Source organism: Alphaproteobacteria bacterium, from assembly GCA_025210155.1.
GTDB lineage: Bacteria > Pseudomonadota > Alphaproteobacteria > Rs-D84 > CASDRH01 > JAOASE01.
Map to the genome: position 1 here is coordinate 161,996 of JAOASE010000006.1, position 16,013 is coordinate 178,008.

Sequence of the window (16,013 nt, forward strand, 5' to 3'; positions counted from 1 at the left end):
TTATTCCTTGTATTTTAAGAGATATTAAAAACTCTTAATGGTTTTAATTCTAATTGCTCTAATTTACATATTGCAACTAGGTGATTATTGTAATGACATCTGATTATTTGATTTTGATCGTTTAATGAATTATTTCTTTTAATACTTCTACCTGTTTCAAGCAAGTATTTATCATTTTCATTAATACTCAGTACCGGGATGCCGTCCAGCGGTGAGTCAATCTTATCTAAAATCTTAATCATAGAATCAGCATCATTTTTTGATTCGCCCTCATTTTGCAACATTTTTTTGATATTATCAAGAGAAATCGATTCTTTCTTATCAAAGCCACTATTATAAGTTCTTTCAAGAAATGTTAAATGCCCTAAGCTATTTAAAGATTTGGCAATATCAGCACCAAGAGTTCTTACATATGTTCCCTTTGAACATTTAACTGAGATTTTATACTCATAGTCTGAAATTTTTTCAAGAAACCTTAATTCTCTTATTAAGATTTTTCTCTTTTTTATTTCAAATTTCTTGCCTTCTCTTGCTAATTTATAAGCTCGCTCTCCATTTATCTTCAATGCTGAAAATGCTGGGGGAATCTGCTCTATTTCACCTAAAAAATTAGTTAAAACATCTTTTACTTCTTTTTCAGATGGAATTATATCCGTTGTATTTGTTACCTTCCCTGTATTATCTAATGTATCAGTTTCTTCACCAAATTTTAAAATAAAATCATAAGACTTATCTTCATTAGGAATAAACTGAATTGTTTTAAGAGCTTCCCCTATAGCTATAGGCAAAATTCCCTCTGCAAATGGATCTAAAGTTCCTAAATATCCTATTTTAAACATCTTTCTAGTGTAACCCATAGAATAAAAAATCTTCTTAACCTCTGTTAGATTTTTATTTGAAGACTGACCTCTTTCTTTATAAAAGTTTATCCAACCAGATATTTTAGGTAAAGAATTAGTCATCTCTTTCTATCCTCTGCATATCTTTTAATTCATAAAGCTTATCCAGAGCATCTCTTGGAGATAAGGTGTTTGGATCTATTGTTTCTAACATCATTTCTACTTTAGATTCCCTAACCTCAAATTTAGTCTCTTCTTCTTTAAGATAATCATCAAATAAGTTCAAGTTATTAGAAATCTTTTCCACCGTATTATTACTGTTTGTACTTTCTAAATTATCTAATATATCCCCTGCTCTATTTATAATAGAAGAAGGAATTCCTGCTATTTTTGCAACGTGAAGCCCATAAGACTTATCGGCTGTACCTGGAATAACTTTATGCATAAAAATAACTTCATCTTCCCATTCTTTTATGGAAACAGTGTGATTACTAACTAATTCTAGTTTCTTAGAAAGATCTGTTAATTCATGATAGTGAGTTGCGAATAAACATCTACACTTACTTTTATTATTAAGATACTCCATAACCGCCCAAGCAATAGATAAACCATCATATGTGGCTGTTCCTCTGCCAATTTCATCAAGAATTACTAAAGATTTATCAGTAGCCTTATTAAGTATTGCTGAAGTTTCTATCATTTCAACCATAAAAGTAGATTGCCCCTTAGCTAGGTTATCAGATGCCCCAACCCTAGAGAATATTTTATCAACAATTCCAATTTCAGCTATCTCTGCAGGAACATAACAGCCAACATGGGCTAAAATTGTAATCAAAGCATTTTGTCTTAAAAAAGTTGATTTTCCAGCCATATTTGGTCCTGTAAGAATCCAAATTTTACTATATTCTTTGGACTTATTATTTAAAACACAGTCATTTCCTATAAAATCATCTTGAGCTGATTTTTTAATATTATACTCAACAACAGGATGCCTTCCATTTTTGATATAAAAATCAGTCGAATCACTCATTTTAGGCTTACAATAATTCTCCTCTATTGCTAGCTCAGACATAGATGTAAATATATCTAGCTTTGAAATAATATCTGAACAATTTCTTATTTCATCAGCCTTTTCAAGAACTTTTTCTTTTAATTCTTCAAATATTTTAAGCTCTAATCCCTGCTTCTTACTCTCAGCCTCTCTTATATTTTTTTCTAATTCCGCAAGCTCTGTTGTAGTAAATCTAACAGCGTTTGCCATAGTTTGTCTGTGAATGAAAGTTTCAGGCATATCAAATAATGATTGAGCTTGTTTACTAGGAACCTCTATATAATATCCCAACATATTATTGAATTTTATTTTTAAAGAGCTTGTTTTGGACTTATCTGAATACATAGCTTGTAGATTTGCTATAATACCCTTATTGTCTTTCATAAGATTAATACATTCATCTAAGGCTAAGTTAAAATTCTCTTTTATAAAATCACCATCTCTAGCTAATAGAGGAATCCCATCTTCCTTTATAGCCGAAGCTAGATACTCTTCCAATAAGTCAAAATTATTTATATTGTTTATTAAAGTAGTTATGTTTGTATTTTCTTTAGAAAAAGATGAAATATAAGCATTATAATTACTTTTTAGACTTGGTAACTTTTTTATAAATAGAAGAATATTTAATATATCTCTAGGCCCACCTCTATCAAAAGCAAGTCTAGAAATACTTCTCTCTATATCTGGAGTGGACCCTATTATCTCCTCTAAAGCTACCTTCAGACTTTGATTTTCAACAAAAAATTCTGTCGAATCCAACCTATTATTTATTTCTTGAATATTTCTTATTGGAGTTTTTATCCAATTTTTAAACATTCTTCTTCCATTAGATGTTTTTGTTCTATCTATAACTGAGAATAAATTAGATCCTTTTCCACTATCACCATTTATATTTTGAACTATTTCTAAATTAGAAAAAGAAAATGCATCTATTTCAACAAATGATTTTTCGGTCTCTCTAGACAACATCTTTATATTTTTTATATCATTTTTATTTGTTAATACGGCATATTGAACTACAACCCCTGAAGATATAATTTCATTATCGTACATAGTTCCGAAAGAATCTTTATTGGATATATTAAAAACTTTTAATAGCTCTTTTTCGCAAATATACTTAGAAAATTTGCTTTCTGGAAAATAAGTAACTTTCTTTTGGAAAAAGTCTTGAACATCCTTATTTTCTTTAAAATTTTCAGCCGAATCTGATATAATTATTTCAGAAGGATTTAATTTAATTAAAAAATCTAGTAGATTTTCGTTAATTGTTTTAACATTAAACTCTCCAGTTGAAATATCTATCCAAGAAACTGAATTTTTATAAACTGAACAAAGGTAATTACTGTCATTTTTAAGAAGATTTTCTTCTATAAGGGTTCCTTGAGTTATTATCCTAACAACCTCCCTTTTTACAACAGCTCCACTACCTCTTTCTTTTCTAGCCTCTTCAGGCGTCTCTGTTTGCTCACAAATAGCAACTTTATAACCAGCCTCTATAATTCTACCTATATAATTATCATAAGCATGGAAAGGAATTCCACACATAGGTATATCTTGGCCATTTTTTTTACCTCTCTTTGTAAGAGCAATACCAACTGTTTCTGAAACAATCTTAGCGTCATCGAAAAACAATTCATAAAAATCACCCATTCGATAGAATAAAAGGCAATCACTATGATTATCCTTAATAGACATATATTGTTGCATCATAGGTGTTAAACCATTTGAATTACTAGCCATTACAAAGCTCCTGAAAAACTAATCTTCTACTCTTACCGTTTCTACCTCACCAGACGAATCCATTATTTTATCTAATTTTAGTTTAGATTCTTTTAATTTTTTCTCTGAAGTAGAAATTAATTTAGAACACTCTTCATAAATTTTAATAGATTCTTCTAACTCTATATTCCCAGATTCTAACTTAACAACTAAAGTATCCAGCTCTTTTAGAATAGTTTCTAATGTTTTTTCTTGCATAATAAAACTCCTTATTTATATAAGAAGATTATTAAAGAAACCCATTAAAATCAAGATAAAAATAAACTAAGATCCGCCATAAGATTTGGCAAAAGTCCTATGCTCTATATGAGCCTTAGGTAATTCAGATAAAAACTGAGATGGGAGATTTTGTTGCCACTTTCCAAATTGGAGTCTACTTCCTGCATATGTTATAAAGACAGCTTTTTTTCCACGAGTTATACCAACATATGCAATACGTCTTTCTTCTTCCAATCCTTTGTCACCGCAATCCTCTATAACCTTTCCATTAGGAAATACACCTTCTTCCCAACCAGGAAGGAATACTACATCAAACTCTAACCCTTTACCTGAATGAAGTGTCATAACATTAACAGCATTATCATCTGAAAGATCATCAGTATCTGAAACAAGAGATATGTGGTCTAAAAATTCAGGAATACTATCAAAATTTTTAGAAATAACACCTATAAGCTCTTGAATATTCTCAATTTTTCCCTCATCTTCTGATTTTTTAGAATTTTTTAACATATCTAAGTAGCCAGAACTTTTTATTATGTAATCAACCAACTTTCCATGATGATACTCTTCACCATTATCATCCAATTTATCTCCGGAAATTATATTTATCCACTCATAGTAATTTTTAAGAAAGTTTTTTGCCTGATCTCCAGCCTTACCCTTTAGATAATTGTTATCTATCATTTCAGATAATGCAAAAATTATATTCTTCCCTAATTCTCTAGAGTATTCCACCATTTTAAATACTGTCTTTTCTCCAAGACCTCTTTTGGGAGTGTTTATAACTCTTTCAAATGAAACTATATCTGATGGATAATAAAGTATCTTAAGATAAGCAATAATATCTTTTATCTCTTTTCTTTCATAGAACTTCATTCCACCAATTATCTTATAATTAATACCTCTTTTAATAAATACCTCCTCGAAAGCTCTGGTTTGCCATCCAGCCCTAACCATGACAGACATTTTTTTCAGCGGAATCCCTTGCCTTTCTATATTTTCTAATTCATCTGCAATATATTTAGCCTCTTCTTCACCGCTAAAACATCCCCTAACCTGAACCTTTAAAGATGTGTCTTTATTATTTTTATCACAAGGTTTTAACTCTTTTCCTAAGCGATTAGAATTATTATCAACTAGGTGAGAAGCTGACGCCAATATATGCTTTGTAGATCTATAATTAGTTTCAAGTCTAACTATTTTAGTACCACTAAAATCTTTTTCGAATCTAAGAATATTCTCAACTTCAGCACCTCTCCAAGAATATATAGATTGATCATCATCACCAACAACACAAATATTTTTATTTTTTTGAGCCAGAAGCCTTATGATTAAATACTGAACAACATTAGTATCTTGGTACTCATCTACCAAAATATACTTAAACTTATCCTGGTAATATTCTAATATATCATCATTGTTTTTTAATATCTCATATGTATATAAAAGGAAATCTCCAAAATCTATAGCATTCATTTCTTTCAATCTTCTTTGATAATGCATATATATATCCTGCATTTTACCATCAAATAAAGCTATATACTCCGGAGGAATTGAATCAAAATTTCTACCTTTATCTTTAATTCTGGAAATAACATCTAAAACATATCCCGCTGGATTATCGGTCGAATCCAAAAATACATCCTGCTCCAACACCTTCTTCACAACCCTTTTAGAATCTGACTGATCTAATATTGTAAAATTATCTTGAAAACCTATTTTATCATAGTATTTTCTCAAGATTCTTAAAAACATCGAATGGAATGTTCCAACCCACATATTTTGAGAAAAACCACCCACTATATTGGAAATTCTTTCTTGCATCTCTTTACCCGCCTTATTAGTAAAGGTCAATGCTAATATATTGCTTGGAGAACATTTTCCTGAGTGTAAAATATATGCTATCCTAGAAGTTAGAACTTTTGTTTTTCCTGTTCCAGCTCCAGATAAAATTAATAAAGGCCCATCCGTTTCTAATACTGCCTCTCTTTGTTCTGAATTTAACTCTTCAATCCACTTAGGATCCTTACTTTCTAATACTTCTAGCACTATCTCTCACCATGTCAAATATATGAAAAACTATAAAATTTTGTTTGATTTTTGTTCTAAGGTAATGTATCATATAAAAAAATAAATGACTAGTAAAAAATTAATATTTTAAGGGGATTTTCATGCATTTTTTACTTTATCCAATATTCCAAATATCTGATATTGTATTGAACCTAATATACTATGTAGTTTTAATTGATTTGATACTTAATTGGCTTATGAATTTTAATATAGTAGATAGAGGAAATGAAATTGCTATAAAAGTAGTTAGACTTACAAATAGTATTTTATACCCTATATATAGTAGAATAAGACGAGTTTTAAGGCCAATTAATGGATTAGACTTCTCACCCTTAGTATTAATTTTAGCCATATCATTCGCTAAAAATTTACTATTCTCTCTTTACAAGATGTTATAAATTTAACTGAAAGGCACTTTTATGAAAAAAGATATTAGAGAAATTGTTTTTGACACAGAAACAACAGGTTTCTATTATGATAAAACCGATAGATTAATTGAAATAGGTGCTATAGAGCTTATAAACCATATTCCAACAGGAAGAACATATCATTCATATATAAATCCTCAAAGAGATGTGCCTGAAGCAGCCTATAAAATTCATAAATTATCTACCGAATTTCTTAGAGATAAAGCTTTATTCTCTCAAGTGTATAAAGATTTTCTTGATTTTATAGGTGATGATACTTTAATTGCGCATAATGCTAGTTTCGATATGAACTTTATTAATGCTGAACTTAAAAGAATTGGAGAACCAACTTTAGAAAATAAAGTTATAGACACCCTAACACTAGCTAGGAGAAAGTTTCCTTCTGCCAGATCCAACTCTTTAGATGCCTTATGTAATAGATTTGGTATATCTTTAGCACAAAGAAATAAAGATGGCCACGGAGCTTTATTAGACTCTGAAATATTGGCAAAAGTTTATATAGAGCTTATTGGCGGAAAAGAAATAAACATGTTTGCTGAAACAGAGCAAAAAAAAGATAAGAAAAAAGAAAAAAAGGTAGTAAAAACAAAGAAGATAAAAAGAGAATTTAAAGCTGCTAGAGAGTTTAAATTAAAAGAAAAGGAGTTAGAAACTCATAACTCCTTTATAAAAAACCTTGATACAGATGCTATTTGGAACAAACGCCTATAGTTCTTAAAATATCTTGAAGATTATCTATATCTTTAAATTTAATTTCTATTTTACCACTTGGCTTTTTAGTTCTTTTGGAGAATTTTAAAGCCACTTTTGTATCTAAATACTCACTTATATCATTTTCAATAGATTTAAAATCATCACTTAATTCATTTTGAAGTTTATTTATTGGATTAGTATAATTTATACCTTCCTTCTCAACTTCTTTATTACCCAAAGCTTCTACTAAAATCTTTCCTGTTAATATATCTCTAATTAAAGCTTCTGTTTCTCTAACAGAAATACCTTCTTTTATAATATGATCAACAACTTTATCAGCATCATCTTTTTCAAGCCTTAATAAGGGTCTAGCATGACCTTGAGTTATAAAATCTTCTTTAATTAGATTTTTAACTTTTTTAGATAGATTTATTAGATTTAAAGCATTTGATATATAGGCTAAACTCTTAGATAACTTTTTAGCCAACATATCTTTTGAATAACCGTATTTCTCCATTAAAAAGTTAAAAGCATATGCCTCATCTATAGAGTTAAGGTCTTCTCTTTGTAAATTTTCAATAATACCTATTTCCCAAGCCTCTTTATCTTTAGCTTCTAATATTATGGCCGGAATAGTATCTAAGTTAACTTTTTTAGCAGCTCGCCATCTTCTTTCACCAGATATAATATAAAAACCAGCAGAATCACCCTCTCTTTTTCTAATAAATATAGGTTGTAAAACACCCTTTTCTTTTATAGAAGAAGCTAACTCATCTATAGTACTTTCATGAAAAGTTCTTCTAGGTTGCTTTTGTTCTGGATCTGGGTTAATTAAACTAACCTTAATCATTGATATTTTAGGATTTTTAGAGTCACCTAAAGAAGTATCTTTAGATTTATTAAAAACCTCTTCCTGCTTTCTTATTTCATCTATAATATTATTATCTCCAATTAAAGCAGATAAACCTTTTCCTAATTTTCTTTCTGACATAATTTTCTCCTTATTACACGTGTAAATGTTATTAAATTCTCTTCAAAAGCTCATTAGCTAATCTTATATAAGCCTGACTTCCTGGACACTGTTCATCGTAAGTTATAACAGGCTTTCCATAAGAAGGCGCCTCAGAAACCCTAACATTTCTTGGAATTCTAGTATAAAAAACCTTATTACCAAAAACCTCCTCTATATCATCTTTAACCAAGGAAGATAATCTATTTCTTTTATCATACATAGTCATAACCAATCCTTCTATAATAAGATTGGGATTAGTTGTTTTTTGAACAACAGAAATAGTCTTAACCAAATGAGTAATTCCTTCTAAAGCAAAAAACTCACATTGAACAGGTATCAAAACCCCAGTAGAAGCAGTTAAAGAACTTAATGTAAGCAAACCCAAAGAAGGAGGACAATCCAATAAAATAAAATCATACAAATTTTCAAGCCCTTCCAACCTCTTCTTTAAAGTGAAAAGCTTGTGTTCTGTTTCTGATATTTCAACTTCAGCTCCCGCTAAGTCAACAGTTGCCGGGACTATATCTAAATTTTGAACAGATGTTTTTTTAATAGATGTCTTTATACTATCATTACTAACCAAACAATTGTATATATTTTTAACTCTATTATTTTCATCAATACCCAATCCAGTCGATGAATTTCCCTGGGGATCTAAATCAATAATTAAAACCCTTTTTCCCTTTATTGCTAAAGCAGAAGCAAGATTAATAACAGTGGTAGTTTTCCCAACACCACCCTTTTGATTTATAACTGAAAGTATCTTAGTATCCATTTAATTCTCCAATTCATCCTAATAAAATTATTTTATTAAATAGATCTGGATTTTGCAAGACTTTTTCAAAAAATACCGTCGAATCTACGTATATTTTATGAAAAACAAAAAAACATCATTACACGTGTAAACGCACATTTTTTATTATTACTATCTTCACTGAGCTATAAACAGAACTATCTACAATATCATAATCAAACAAATATTTTGTTTCAGCTTCTTTTATTTCTTGCTTTATATTTTCACCTTTTAATAAAATATATTCTGTGTCTTTAGATCTCATTCCAGAACTTAAATCAAATATATTTAATAAAGAAGAAAATGCTCTGCATGTTATAACATCAGCTATATCATCAATCCTTTCAACTCTTTTATTTAATATATTTGTCGATTTTAGAGAATATGCTATTTTAACTTGCTGCATAAATGCACATTTCCTAACATCACTCTCAACCAAATTTATATTACTATAACCCTCTATAGCTAAAGGAAGTCCAGGGAAGCCACCACCAGCACCTAAATCATATATCTTAACAGTCTTATCTTTTATATAATTACCTAACTCTATCGAGTCTTTGATATGCCTTTTATAGGCCTCACTTAATGTAGTAGAACTAACTAAGTTAATTTTACTTTGCCATTTATTTAGTAAATCTATATATTTTTGATATTTTTCTTCCATTATTATCAATCCTTTGCTATTTTATAACTGAATTATTATAATAAAAAGGTTATAAAAAATGAACAAAAAAAATATATTATTTTTATCAATAGTTTTTCTACTTATTATTTTTGCCCTTAGCAACAGGAATGGAAAAGTTATCAAATTAGATAATTCTACTAAAAAGAGTAATTACTCTGTTATATATAGGGCTAATTATGGTTTTAAAAACAGTGACTATTTAATGATTAGAGACTTAACTAATAGCGAAATATTAAACACCCTATTCTTAGATAAGTACTATGACTATATCATGACATCACTAATAATCAACAACATGGATGATCTCGCTGAAAAATATGCTAAAAAGGTTTTAGATAAAGAATATAATGATATTGCTATATCTATAATATTATTTAATTCATTATCAAGCAAAAACTCTGATTTAGAACCCATTTTAAATAGATATAAAGATGAAGATTCTATCTACCTTAAAAAACTTAAATTTATTATAGATAATAAGGATAAAAAAATATTTTTAGATGAAAATAATATTTTTAATAAAGAACTTCTAACAAAATATAACGCAATGAAATTAGAAATTTCTGGGAATATAGATGAGGCTATAAAATTATATAAAACATCCCTAGATGAAAAGTTTTTAATGAATACCCTACTTTTATTTGCCAATTTAAATATTAAAAATGGTGATAAAGATGCCCTTTCTGAATTTGATAATTTAACTAAAACTGCAAACACGTTTATATATGATGAATTTATTTCTAAAATTAAGATGGGTAAATTTAATATAAATCAAATAACTTATAAAAATATAGTAGCTGAATTTATGTTTGATAATTCTTTTATAAATAAAGAGCTGGAAATTGTACTACCATATTTATCTTATAAGCTTGATAAAGCATATGAATTACCTTTAATACTTGAAATATCTAATTTAGATAGCAAAGATCTTTTTGCAGAAGCTCTATATATGATTGATAAAAATATAGATAAAGTTGTCATGAAAGATATTTTAGAAAGTCAAAGAATTAATATTCTATTAAAGAATGGTAATAACTCAAAGAAAACACTAAAATCCTTTAAAGAGCTATCTAACAAATACCCATCGAATCTATTTAATTATATTAAAATAGCTTATATATATGAAGAAATGGGTAATATTAAAAAAGCTATTAGAATTTATGATGACGCTTTAAACAATTTAAGCTACAACGATAGAAAAAATTGGATAATATATTTTAATAGAGGGGTTTTATATGATAAAATTGGTGATTGGGATATGGCTGAATTAAATCTGAAAAAGGCCCTGCAATTAAATCCTAATAACCCTGCTTTATTAAATTATTTAGGATATTCTTGGTTAACTAAAAATCAAAACAAACATATAGCAGTTAATATGATCAAAGCATCTCTTAATTCAGAACCTTTTAATTCAGAATTTATAGATTCCTTAGGATGGGGACTATATTTAACAGGGGATTCTAAATCTGCTTTAGAATATTTAGAACCTGCTAAAATGGTAAATAATCAATCTGCTATAATAAACTATCATTTAGCTGTTGTTTATGAGGATTTAAAAAGATATAGAGAGGCATTATATCAATATAAAAAAGCCCTAAGATTTAACGAACAAGATAACAGTTTAAAAGATGAAGAAATTAAAAAATCTAAAGATAAAATAAAGGTTCTTATTAAGAACATATAAAATATTAAATTTTATAAAAAAAATTCTTGATTTTTCTTTTTTTTAGGATTATATTGTTTTCATCTTTTCTTGGGGTGTGGCCAAGTGGTAAGGCAATGGTTTTTGGTACCATGTATCGTAGGTTCGAATCCTACCACCCCAACCATCTATTATTTTTTTCAAAAGGATCTATAAAATGTCTCTATTAAATAAAATCCTTGATCAAACAAAACCAGTAAAAGATTTTTTAGATAAAGAGATATCTGAAAATATTTATCCAGATAATAACTTAATAAAATCAATGAGATACACCCTTCTTGCAGATGGGAAAAGGCTTAGACCTTGGTTGGTTTTGACTTCTGCTGAAATTTGTGGAGCTAAATACGAAGATGCTATAAGAGTTGCTGGAGCGATAGAATGCATACATAGGTATTCTTTAATTCATGATGACTTACCATGCTTTGATGACGATAAGGAAAGATGGGGAATCCCGACGAATCATATGATTTTTAATGAAAATACTGCTATTATCGCAGGAGACTCTCTTCAAAGTAAAGCTTTTGAAATAATTTCTAATGAAAAAACACATAAGGATCCAAGTACAAGGTGTAAATTAATAAACTTATTATCTAATTATATAGGACACTTAGGTATGTGTGGAGGTCAAGAGATAGATACTCAAATGGAACAAGGGAAACTACCTATAACAGAAGATCTAATGGTTAGAAACCAAATCATGAAAACTGGTGCTTTATTTAAATTTTCTTGTAGTGCAGGATGTTTATTAGGTGACAACAGTCCTAAAAAATTAGAGTTATTAGAGAAATATGCTTATCATCTAGGTTTATTATTTCAAATGACTGATGATTTATTAGATAAAGATGGTTTTATGCATATATGGACCAGTGAAAAACTTAGATCTGAAATTGAAAAACATTCTATTGAAGCTCAAAATTCTGCCAGAGAATTAGGTTCTGAAGAAATGTATTCTTTAATAGAAATTCTTAAAAAACGAACTTATTAATTGGCTTTTATTAGTTGATTTAACTTCATTGAGTATATATAATTTATTAAAACAAAAATTTTTGGAGATTTTTATGGCTAAAAATATAGAAAATAAAAAGTATTTAATTACATCTGCCCTACCCTATGTTAATGGAATTCCACACTTAGGTCATATGGTTGGTTGCTTATTACCATCGGATGTTTATGCTAGATTTTGTAGAAATAAAGATAGAGAAACTTTATATATCCTTGGAACTGATGAATATGGAACTCCAACCGAAGTTGGTGCTTTAAAAGAAGGTATGGATGTAAAAGAATATTGTGATAAATACTTCTCTATTCACAAAGAGACTTATGAAAAATTCGATTTATCTATGGATAGACTTGGAAGAACTACTAATGAAAAGCATATAAAGTTAGTTCAGGATGTATTTAATGAGTTAAATAAAAATGGCTTTATATCTGAAAAAGAAATTGAACAAATTTATTCTATAGATGATGATATGTTCTTAGCTGATAGATATGTAGAGGGAACTTGTCCAAAATGTGGTTATGAAAAAGCTAGAGGAGATCAATGTGATGGTTGTGGATCTCTTTTAAATCCAACGGATCTAAAGGATGCCTACTCCACAGTATCAGGAAGTAAAAATCTTGAAGTAAGAAAAACAAAACATTTATTCTTAAAATTATCAAACATGCAAAAGTCAGTCGAATCATGGTTAGATACTAGAGATGGATGGTCTAAAACTGCTTTATCTATAGCACATAAGTGGCTAAAAGAAGGTTTACATGATAGATGTATTACTAGAGATTTAAAATGGGGCGTTCCCGTTCCTTTAGAAGGATATGAAAATAAGGTGTTTTATGTTTGGTTTGATGCTCCTTGGGGTTATGTTTCTATAAGTCAAGAATGGGCTGAAAATACTCAAGATAAAGATAAATGGAATGACTTTTGGTTACCGGAAAATGAAGAGGATGTTAAATATATTCAATTCATGGGTAAGGATAATGTACCATTTCACTCTGTATTTTTCCCTGCTGAAGAGATATCAACAGATAAAAAGTGGAAAACTACAGATATTATAAAAGCATCTAACTTTCTTAATTTTAAAGATGGTAAGTTCTCTAAATCATTAGGAAATGGATTTTCAGCGTTGGACTCTATAGATCAATTCCCTTCTGATTACTGGAGATATTGGTTAATGGCTAATTATCCTGAAAATGATGATACATCTTTTTCATTTGAAAAATTTTCTAGTGATATAAATTCTGATTTAAATAATGTTTTAGGAAACTTTGTATCTAGAGTTATCAAATTTAGTCTTAAAAACTTTTCAGATTATGATGAAGATATTATTGAATTAGATTTTTCTGAATGGGATAATAGATTGGAAAAGCTTGTTTGGGAGTTTGATAATTTAATGGATTCTTTAGAGTTTAGAAAATCCATGGGTAAATTAAGAGAAATTTGGGTTTTAGGTAATGAATTTTTAGAAAATTACGAACCTTGGAAAGTTGCAAAAGAAGATAAAGCTAAAGCCCATGCCATAATGCTTAAAGCTATTAATTACGTTTATCTTTATGCTTTAATTTCTAATTCTATAATTCCAAACACATCAAATAAGATTTTAGAATTATTAGGTAAAAATAAAGAAGATATTAAATTTCCAGTGGAATCAGGAATATTTAATAAAGAAATACTATTTAATATAAAATCTTTTAAAGGTATTAATAATATAGAAGAAATGTTATTTTCTAAAGTAGATAATGATAAAGTTGAAGAACTTTCTGAAAAATATAAGTCTTAATAAAAAACCTCTCAATTGAGAGGTTTTCTTTTATTTTTTATCAGTAATTATATTAGGAGATTTTCCCTTTATTATAGTATCCTCTTCTACAACAACTTTTTTAACTCCTTTTTTATGAGGAATTTCAAACATAGTATCTAGAAGTAGTCTTTCTAAAACAGTTCTTAAACCTCTTGCACCTGTCTTTTTATCTAAATTTTGTTTAGCTATAGCCGTAAGTGATTCTGGAGTGAATTCTAGTTCTACTTCCTCCATATCAAATAAGGCTTTATATTGCTTTGTAAGAGCATTTTTAGGTTCTGTTAATATACGAACTAACTCTTCCTCCGTTTGCTCTCTTAGAGTTGATATAACGGGCATTCTTCCTATAAGCTCTGGTATAAGTCCAAATCTTACTAAATCTTCAGACTCTATTTGTTCAAATAAATCTGAAATAGACTTATTTTTCTTATGAGCAATTTCAGCTCCAAAACCTATAGATGTTTTTTCTTGTCTTTTAGATATAATCTTATCAAGACCAGCAAAGGCTCCACCACATATAAATAACACATTAGATGTATCAAATTCTATAGTTTCTGCTCCCGGATGCTTTCTTCCACCTTGAGGTGGCACATTTGTTTTAGTTCCTTCAATAAGTTTTAATAAAGCTTGTTGAACACCCTCACCCGAAACATCTCTTGTTAAAGATGGATTTTCAGATTTTCTTGATATTTTATCTATTTCATCAATATAAATAATACCTTTAGATGCTTTTTCAACATCATAATTAGCAGATTGAAGTAGTTTTGAAATAACAGATTCTACATCATCTCCAACATAACCAGCTTCAGTTAATGTTGTTGCGTCTGCTATTGCAAAAGGAACATCTAATACTTTAGCTAAAGTTTTTGCTAGCAATGTTTTACCTGATCCTGTAGGACCTATTAACATTATATTAGATTTTTGGATTTCAACATCATTACTGCTTTTAATAAGAGATCTTATTCTTTTGTAATGATTGTGAACTGCTACAGATAATATCTTTTTAGCGTATTCTTGACCTATAACATATTCATTAAGATGATTTAATATTTGCTTAGGTGTTAATATTTTAAATTCATTAAGCTTCTTTTCTTCTTCTTCTTTTAAAATAACATCATTACATAAATGTATACAGTTGTCGCAAATAAAAACAGAAGGTCCTGCTATTAATTTTTGAACTTCATTTTGAGATTTACCACAAAATGAGCAAAATTTAGAAATATCTTTCTCTTTATTAGTTTCCATAGTTATTTTCCTTCATAAAAACCTGTTGAATCTATCTTTTTTCTACAATCTCATCAATAAGACCAAATTTCTTAGCCTCTTCCGGAGACATATAATTATCTCTTTCACAAGCTTCAACCATTTCTTCATATTTTTTATTAGAATTTTCAGCTAAAATCCTTGTTAATTTTTCTTTAGTTTTTAACCCTTCTTTTACTTGAATTTCCATATCAGTTATTTGACCTTGGGCTCCACCTAATGGTTGATGTATCATAACTCTTGAATTAGGTAAGGCTAATCTTTTACCCTTAGTTCCACCTGCTAATATAAAAGATCCCATAGAACAAGCTTGTCCCATACAAATTGTTCTTATATCGCATTTAATATATTTCATAGTGTCATATATTGCCATACCAGCTGTAACAGCTCCACCTGGAGAATTTATGTAAATAGAAATTTCCTTATTTGGATCTTCTGCTTCCAAAAAAAGAAGTTGGGCACAAATTAAAGAAGCCATATTATCTTCAAATTGACCTGTGATAAATATAATTCTTTCTCTTAATAGTCTTGAATAAATATCAAATGCTCTTTCTGAAACACCTGTTTTTTCAACAACCATAGGCACTAGACCAGACATATTTTCAATCATAATAATAAAACTCCTTATATCTTCTTTCTAATGCTTGTATTATAACAAATTAAGCTAAAAATTACCAGTCTAAA

14 protein-coding genes and 1 tRNA gene are annotated in these 16,013 nt (G+C 28.7%); 6 read left to right on the forward strand and 9 right to left on the reverse strand.

From position 1 onward, the window contains the following. Positions 1-14: 14 nt before the first annotated feature. The 4 genes from truB to N4A44_02455 all read right to left on the reverse strand — a co-directional run bounded on the left by truB (position 15) and on the right by N4A44_02455 (position 5,937). Entirely contained in the window at positions 15-962 is a 948-nt protein-coding gene (gene truB / locus N4A44_02440) for a tRNA pseudouridine(55) synthase TruB (protein MCT4552500.1), read from the reverse strand. Then, positions 955-3,630: a DNA mismatch repair protein MutS gene (mutS, locus tag N4A44_02445; protein ID MCT4552501.1), complete on the reverse strand. Its 2,676-nt coding sequence runs from the start codon at positions 3,628-3,630 to the stop codon at positions 955-957. The genes truB and mutS overlap by 8 nt, the downstream gene beginning before the upstream one ends. 18 nt (positions 3,631-3,648) lie before the next feature. Beyond that, positions 3,649-3,867 (reverse strand): exodeoxyribonuclease VII small subunit, encoded by a 219-nt coding sequence (xseB, locus tag N4A44_02450; GenBank protein MCT4552502.1) that lies wholly within the window; start codon positions 3,865-3,867, stop codon positions 3,649-3,651. Positions 3,868-3,933: 66 nt separating this feature from the next. Beyond that, positions 3,934-5,937, reverse strand: a complete 2,004-nt coding sequence (locus N4A44_02455) for a UvrD-helicase domain-containing protein (GenBank protein MCT4552503.1) — start codon at positions 5,935-5,937, stop codon at positions 3,934-3,936. A 122-nt stretch (positions 5,938-6,059) separates the two neighbouring features. Between N4A44_02455 and N4A44_02460 the strand changes: the two genes are divergently transcribed. Further along, complete coding sequence (locus N4A44_02460) at positions 6,060-6,356, forward strand: YggT family protein (GenBank protein MCT4552504.1); 297 nt, start codon at positions 6,060-6,062, stop codon at positions 6,354-6,356. 21 nt (positions 6,357-6,377) lie between these two features. Further along, positions 6,378-7,097, forward strand: coding sequence for a DNA polymerase III subunit epsilon (gene dnaQ, locus N4A44_02465; GenBank protein ID MCT4552505.1), 720 nt, complete (start codon positions 6,378-6,380; stop codon positions 7,095-7,097). Here dnaQ and N4A44_02470 read toward each other — a convergent pair. From N4A44_02470 to rsmG, 3 genes are all read right to left on the reverse strand, one after another. Then, complete coding sequence (locus N4A44_02470) at positions 7,075-8,070, reverse strand: ParB/RepB/Spo0J family partition protein (protein ID MCT4552506.1); 996 nt, start codon at positions 8,068-8,070, stop codon at positions 7,075-7,077. The two genes, dnaQ and N4A44_02470, sit on opposite strands and share 23 nt — an antisense overlap. A 31-nt stretch (positions 8,071-8,101) precedes the next feature. Beyond that, on the reverse strand, positions 8,102-8,866 hold the full coding sequence (locus tag N4A44_02475; GenBank protein MCT4552507.1) for a ParA family protein: 765 nt from the start codon (positions 8,864-8,866) through the stop codon (positions 8,102-8,104). Positions 8,867-8,984: 118 nt separating this feature from the next. Next, positions 8,985-9,548, reverse strand: coding sequence for a 16S rRNA (guanine(527)-N(7))-methyltransferase RsmG (gene rsmG / locus N4A44_02480; protein MCT4552508.1), 564 nt, complete (start codon positions 9,546-9,548; stop codon positions 8,985-8,987). A 58-nt stretch (positions 9,549-9,606) separates the two neighbouring features. Between rsmG and N4A44_02485 the strand changes: the two genes are divergently transcribed. From N4A44_02485 to metG, 4 genes are all read left to right on the forward strand, one after another. Continuing rightward, on the forward strand, positions 9,607-11,253 hold the full coding sequence (locus tag N4A44_02485) for a tetratricopeptide repeat protein (protein MCT4552509.1): 1,647 nt from the start codon (positions 9,607-9,609) through the stop codon (positions 11,251-11,253). A gap of 70 nt (positions 11,254-11,323) precedes the next feature. Continuing rightward, positions 11,324-11,398, forward strand: a tRNA-Gln gene (locus N4A44_02490). A 30-nt stretch (positions 11,399-11,428) separates the two neighbouring features. Beyond that, entirely contained in the window at positions 11,429-12,256 is an 828-nt protein-coding gene (locus tag N4A44_02495) for a polyprenyl synthetase family protein (protein ID MCT4552510.1), read from the forward strand. A 61-nt stretch (positions 12,257-12,317) separates the two neighbouring features. Next, positions 12,318-14,045, forward strand: a complete 1,728-nt coding sequence (metG, locus tag N4A44_02500) for a methionine--tRNA ligase (protein ID MCT4552511.1) — start codon at positions 12,318-12,320, stop codon at positions 14,043-14,045. Between the two features lie 30 nt (positions 14,046-14,075). Here metG and clpX read toward each other — a convergent pair whose 3' ends face one another. Together clpX and N4A44_02510 are read right to left on the reverse strand one after the other, a co-directional pair. After that, positions 14,076-15,311 (reverse strand): ATP-dependent Clp protease ATP-binding subunit ClpX, encoded by a 1,236-nt coding sequence (clpX, locus tag N4A44_02505; GenBank protein MCT4552512.1) that lies wholly within the window; start codon positions 15,309-15,311, stop codon positions 14,076-14,078. A gap of 31 nt (positions 15,312-15,342) precedes the next feature. Then, a complete protein-coding gene (locus N4A44_02510; GenBank protein ID MCT4552513.1) occupies positions 15,343-15,939 on the reverse strand; it encodes an ATP-dependent Clp protease proteolytic subunit in 597 nt (198 codons plus the stop codon). Positions 15,940-16,013: the final 74 nt, after the last annotated feature.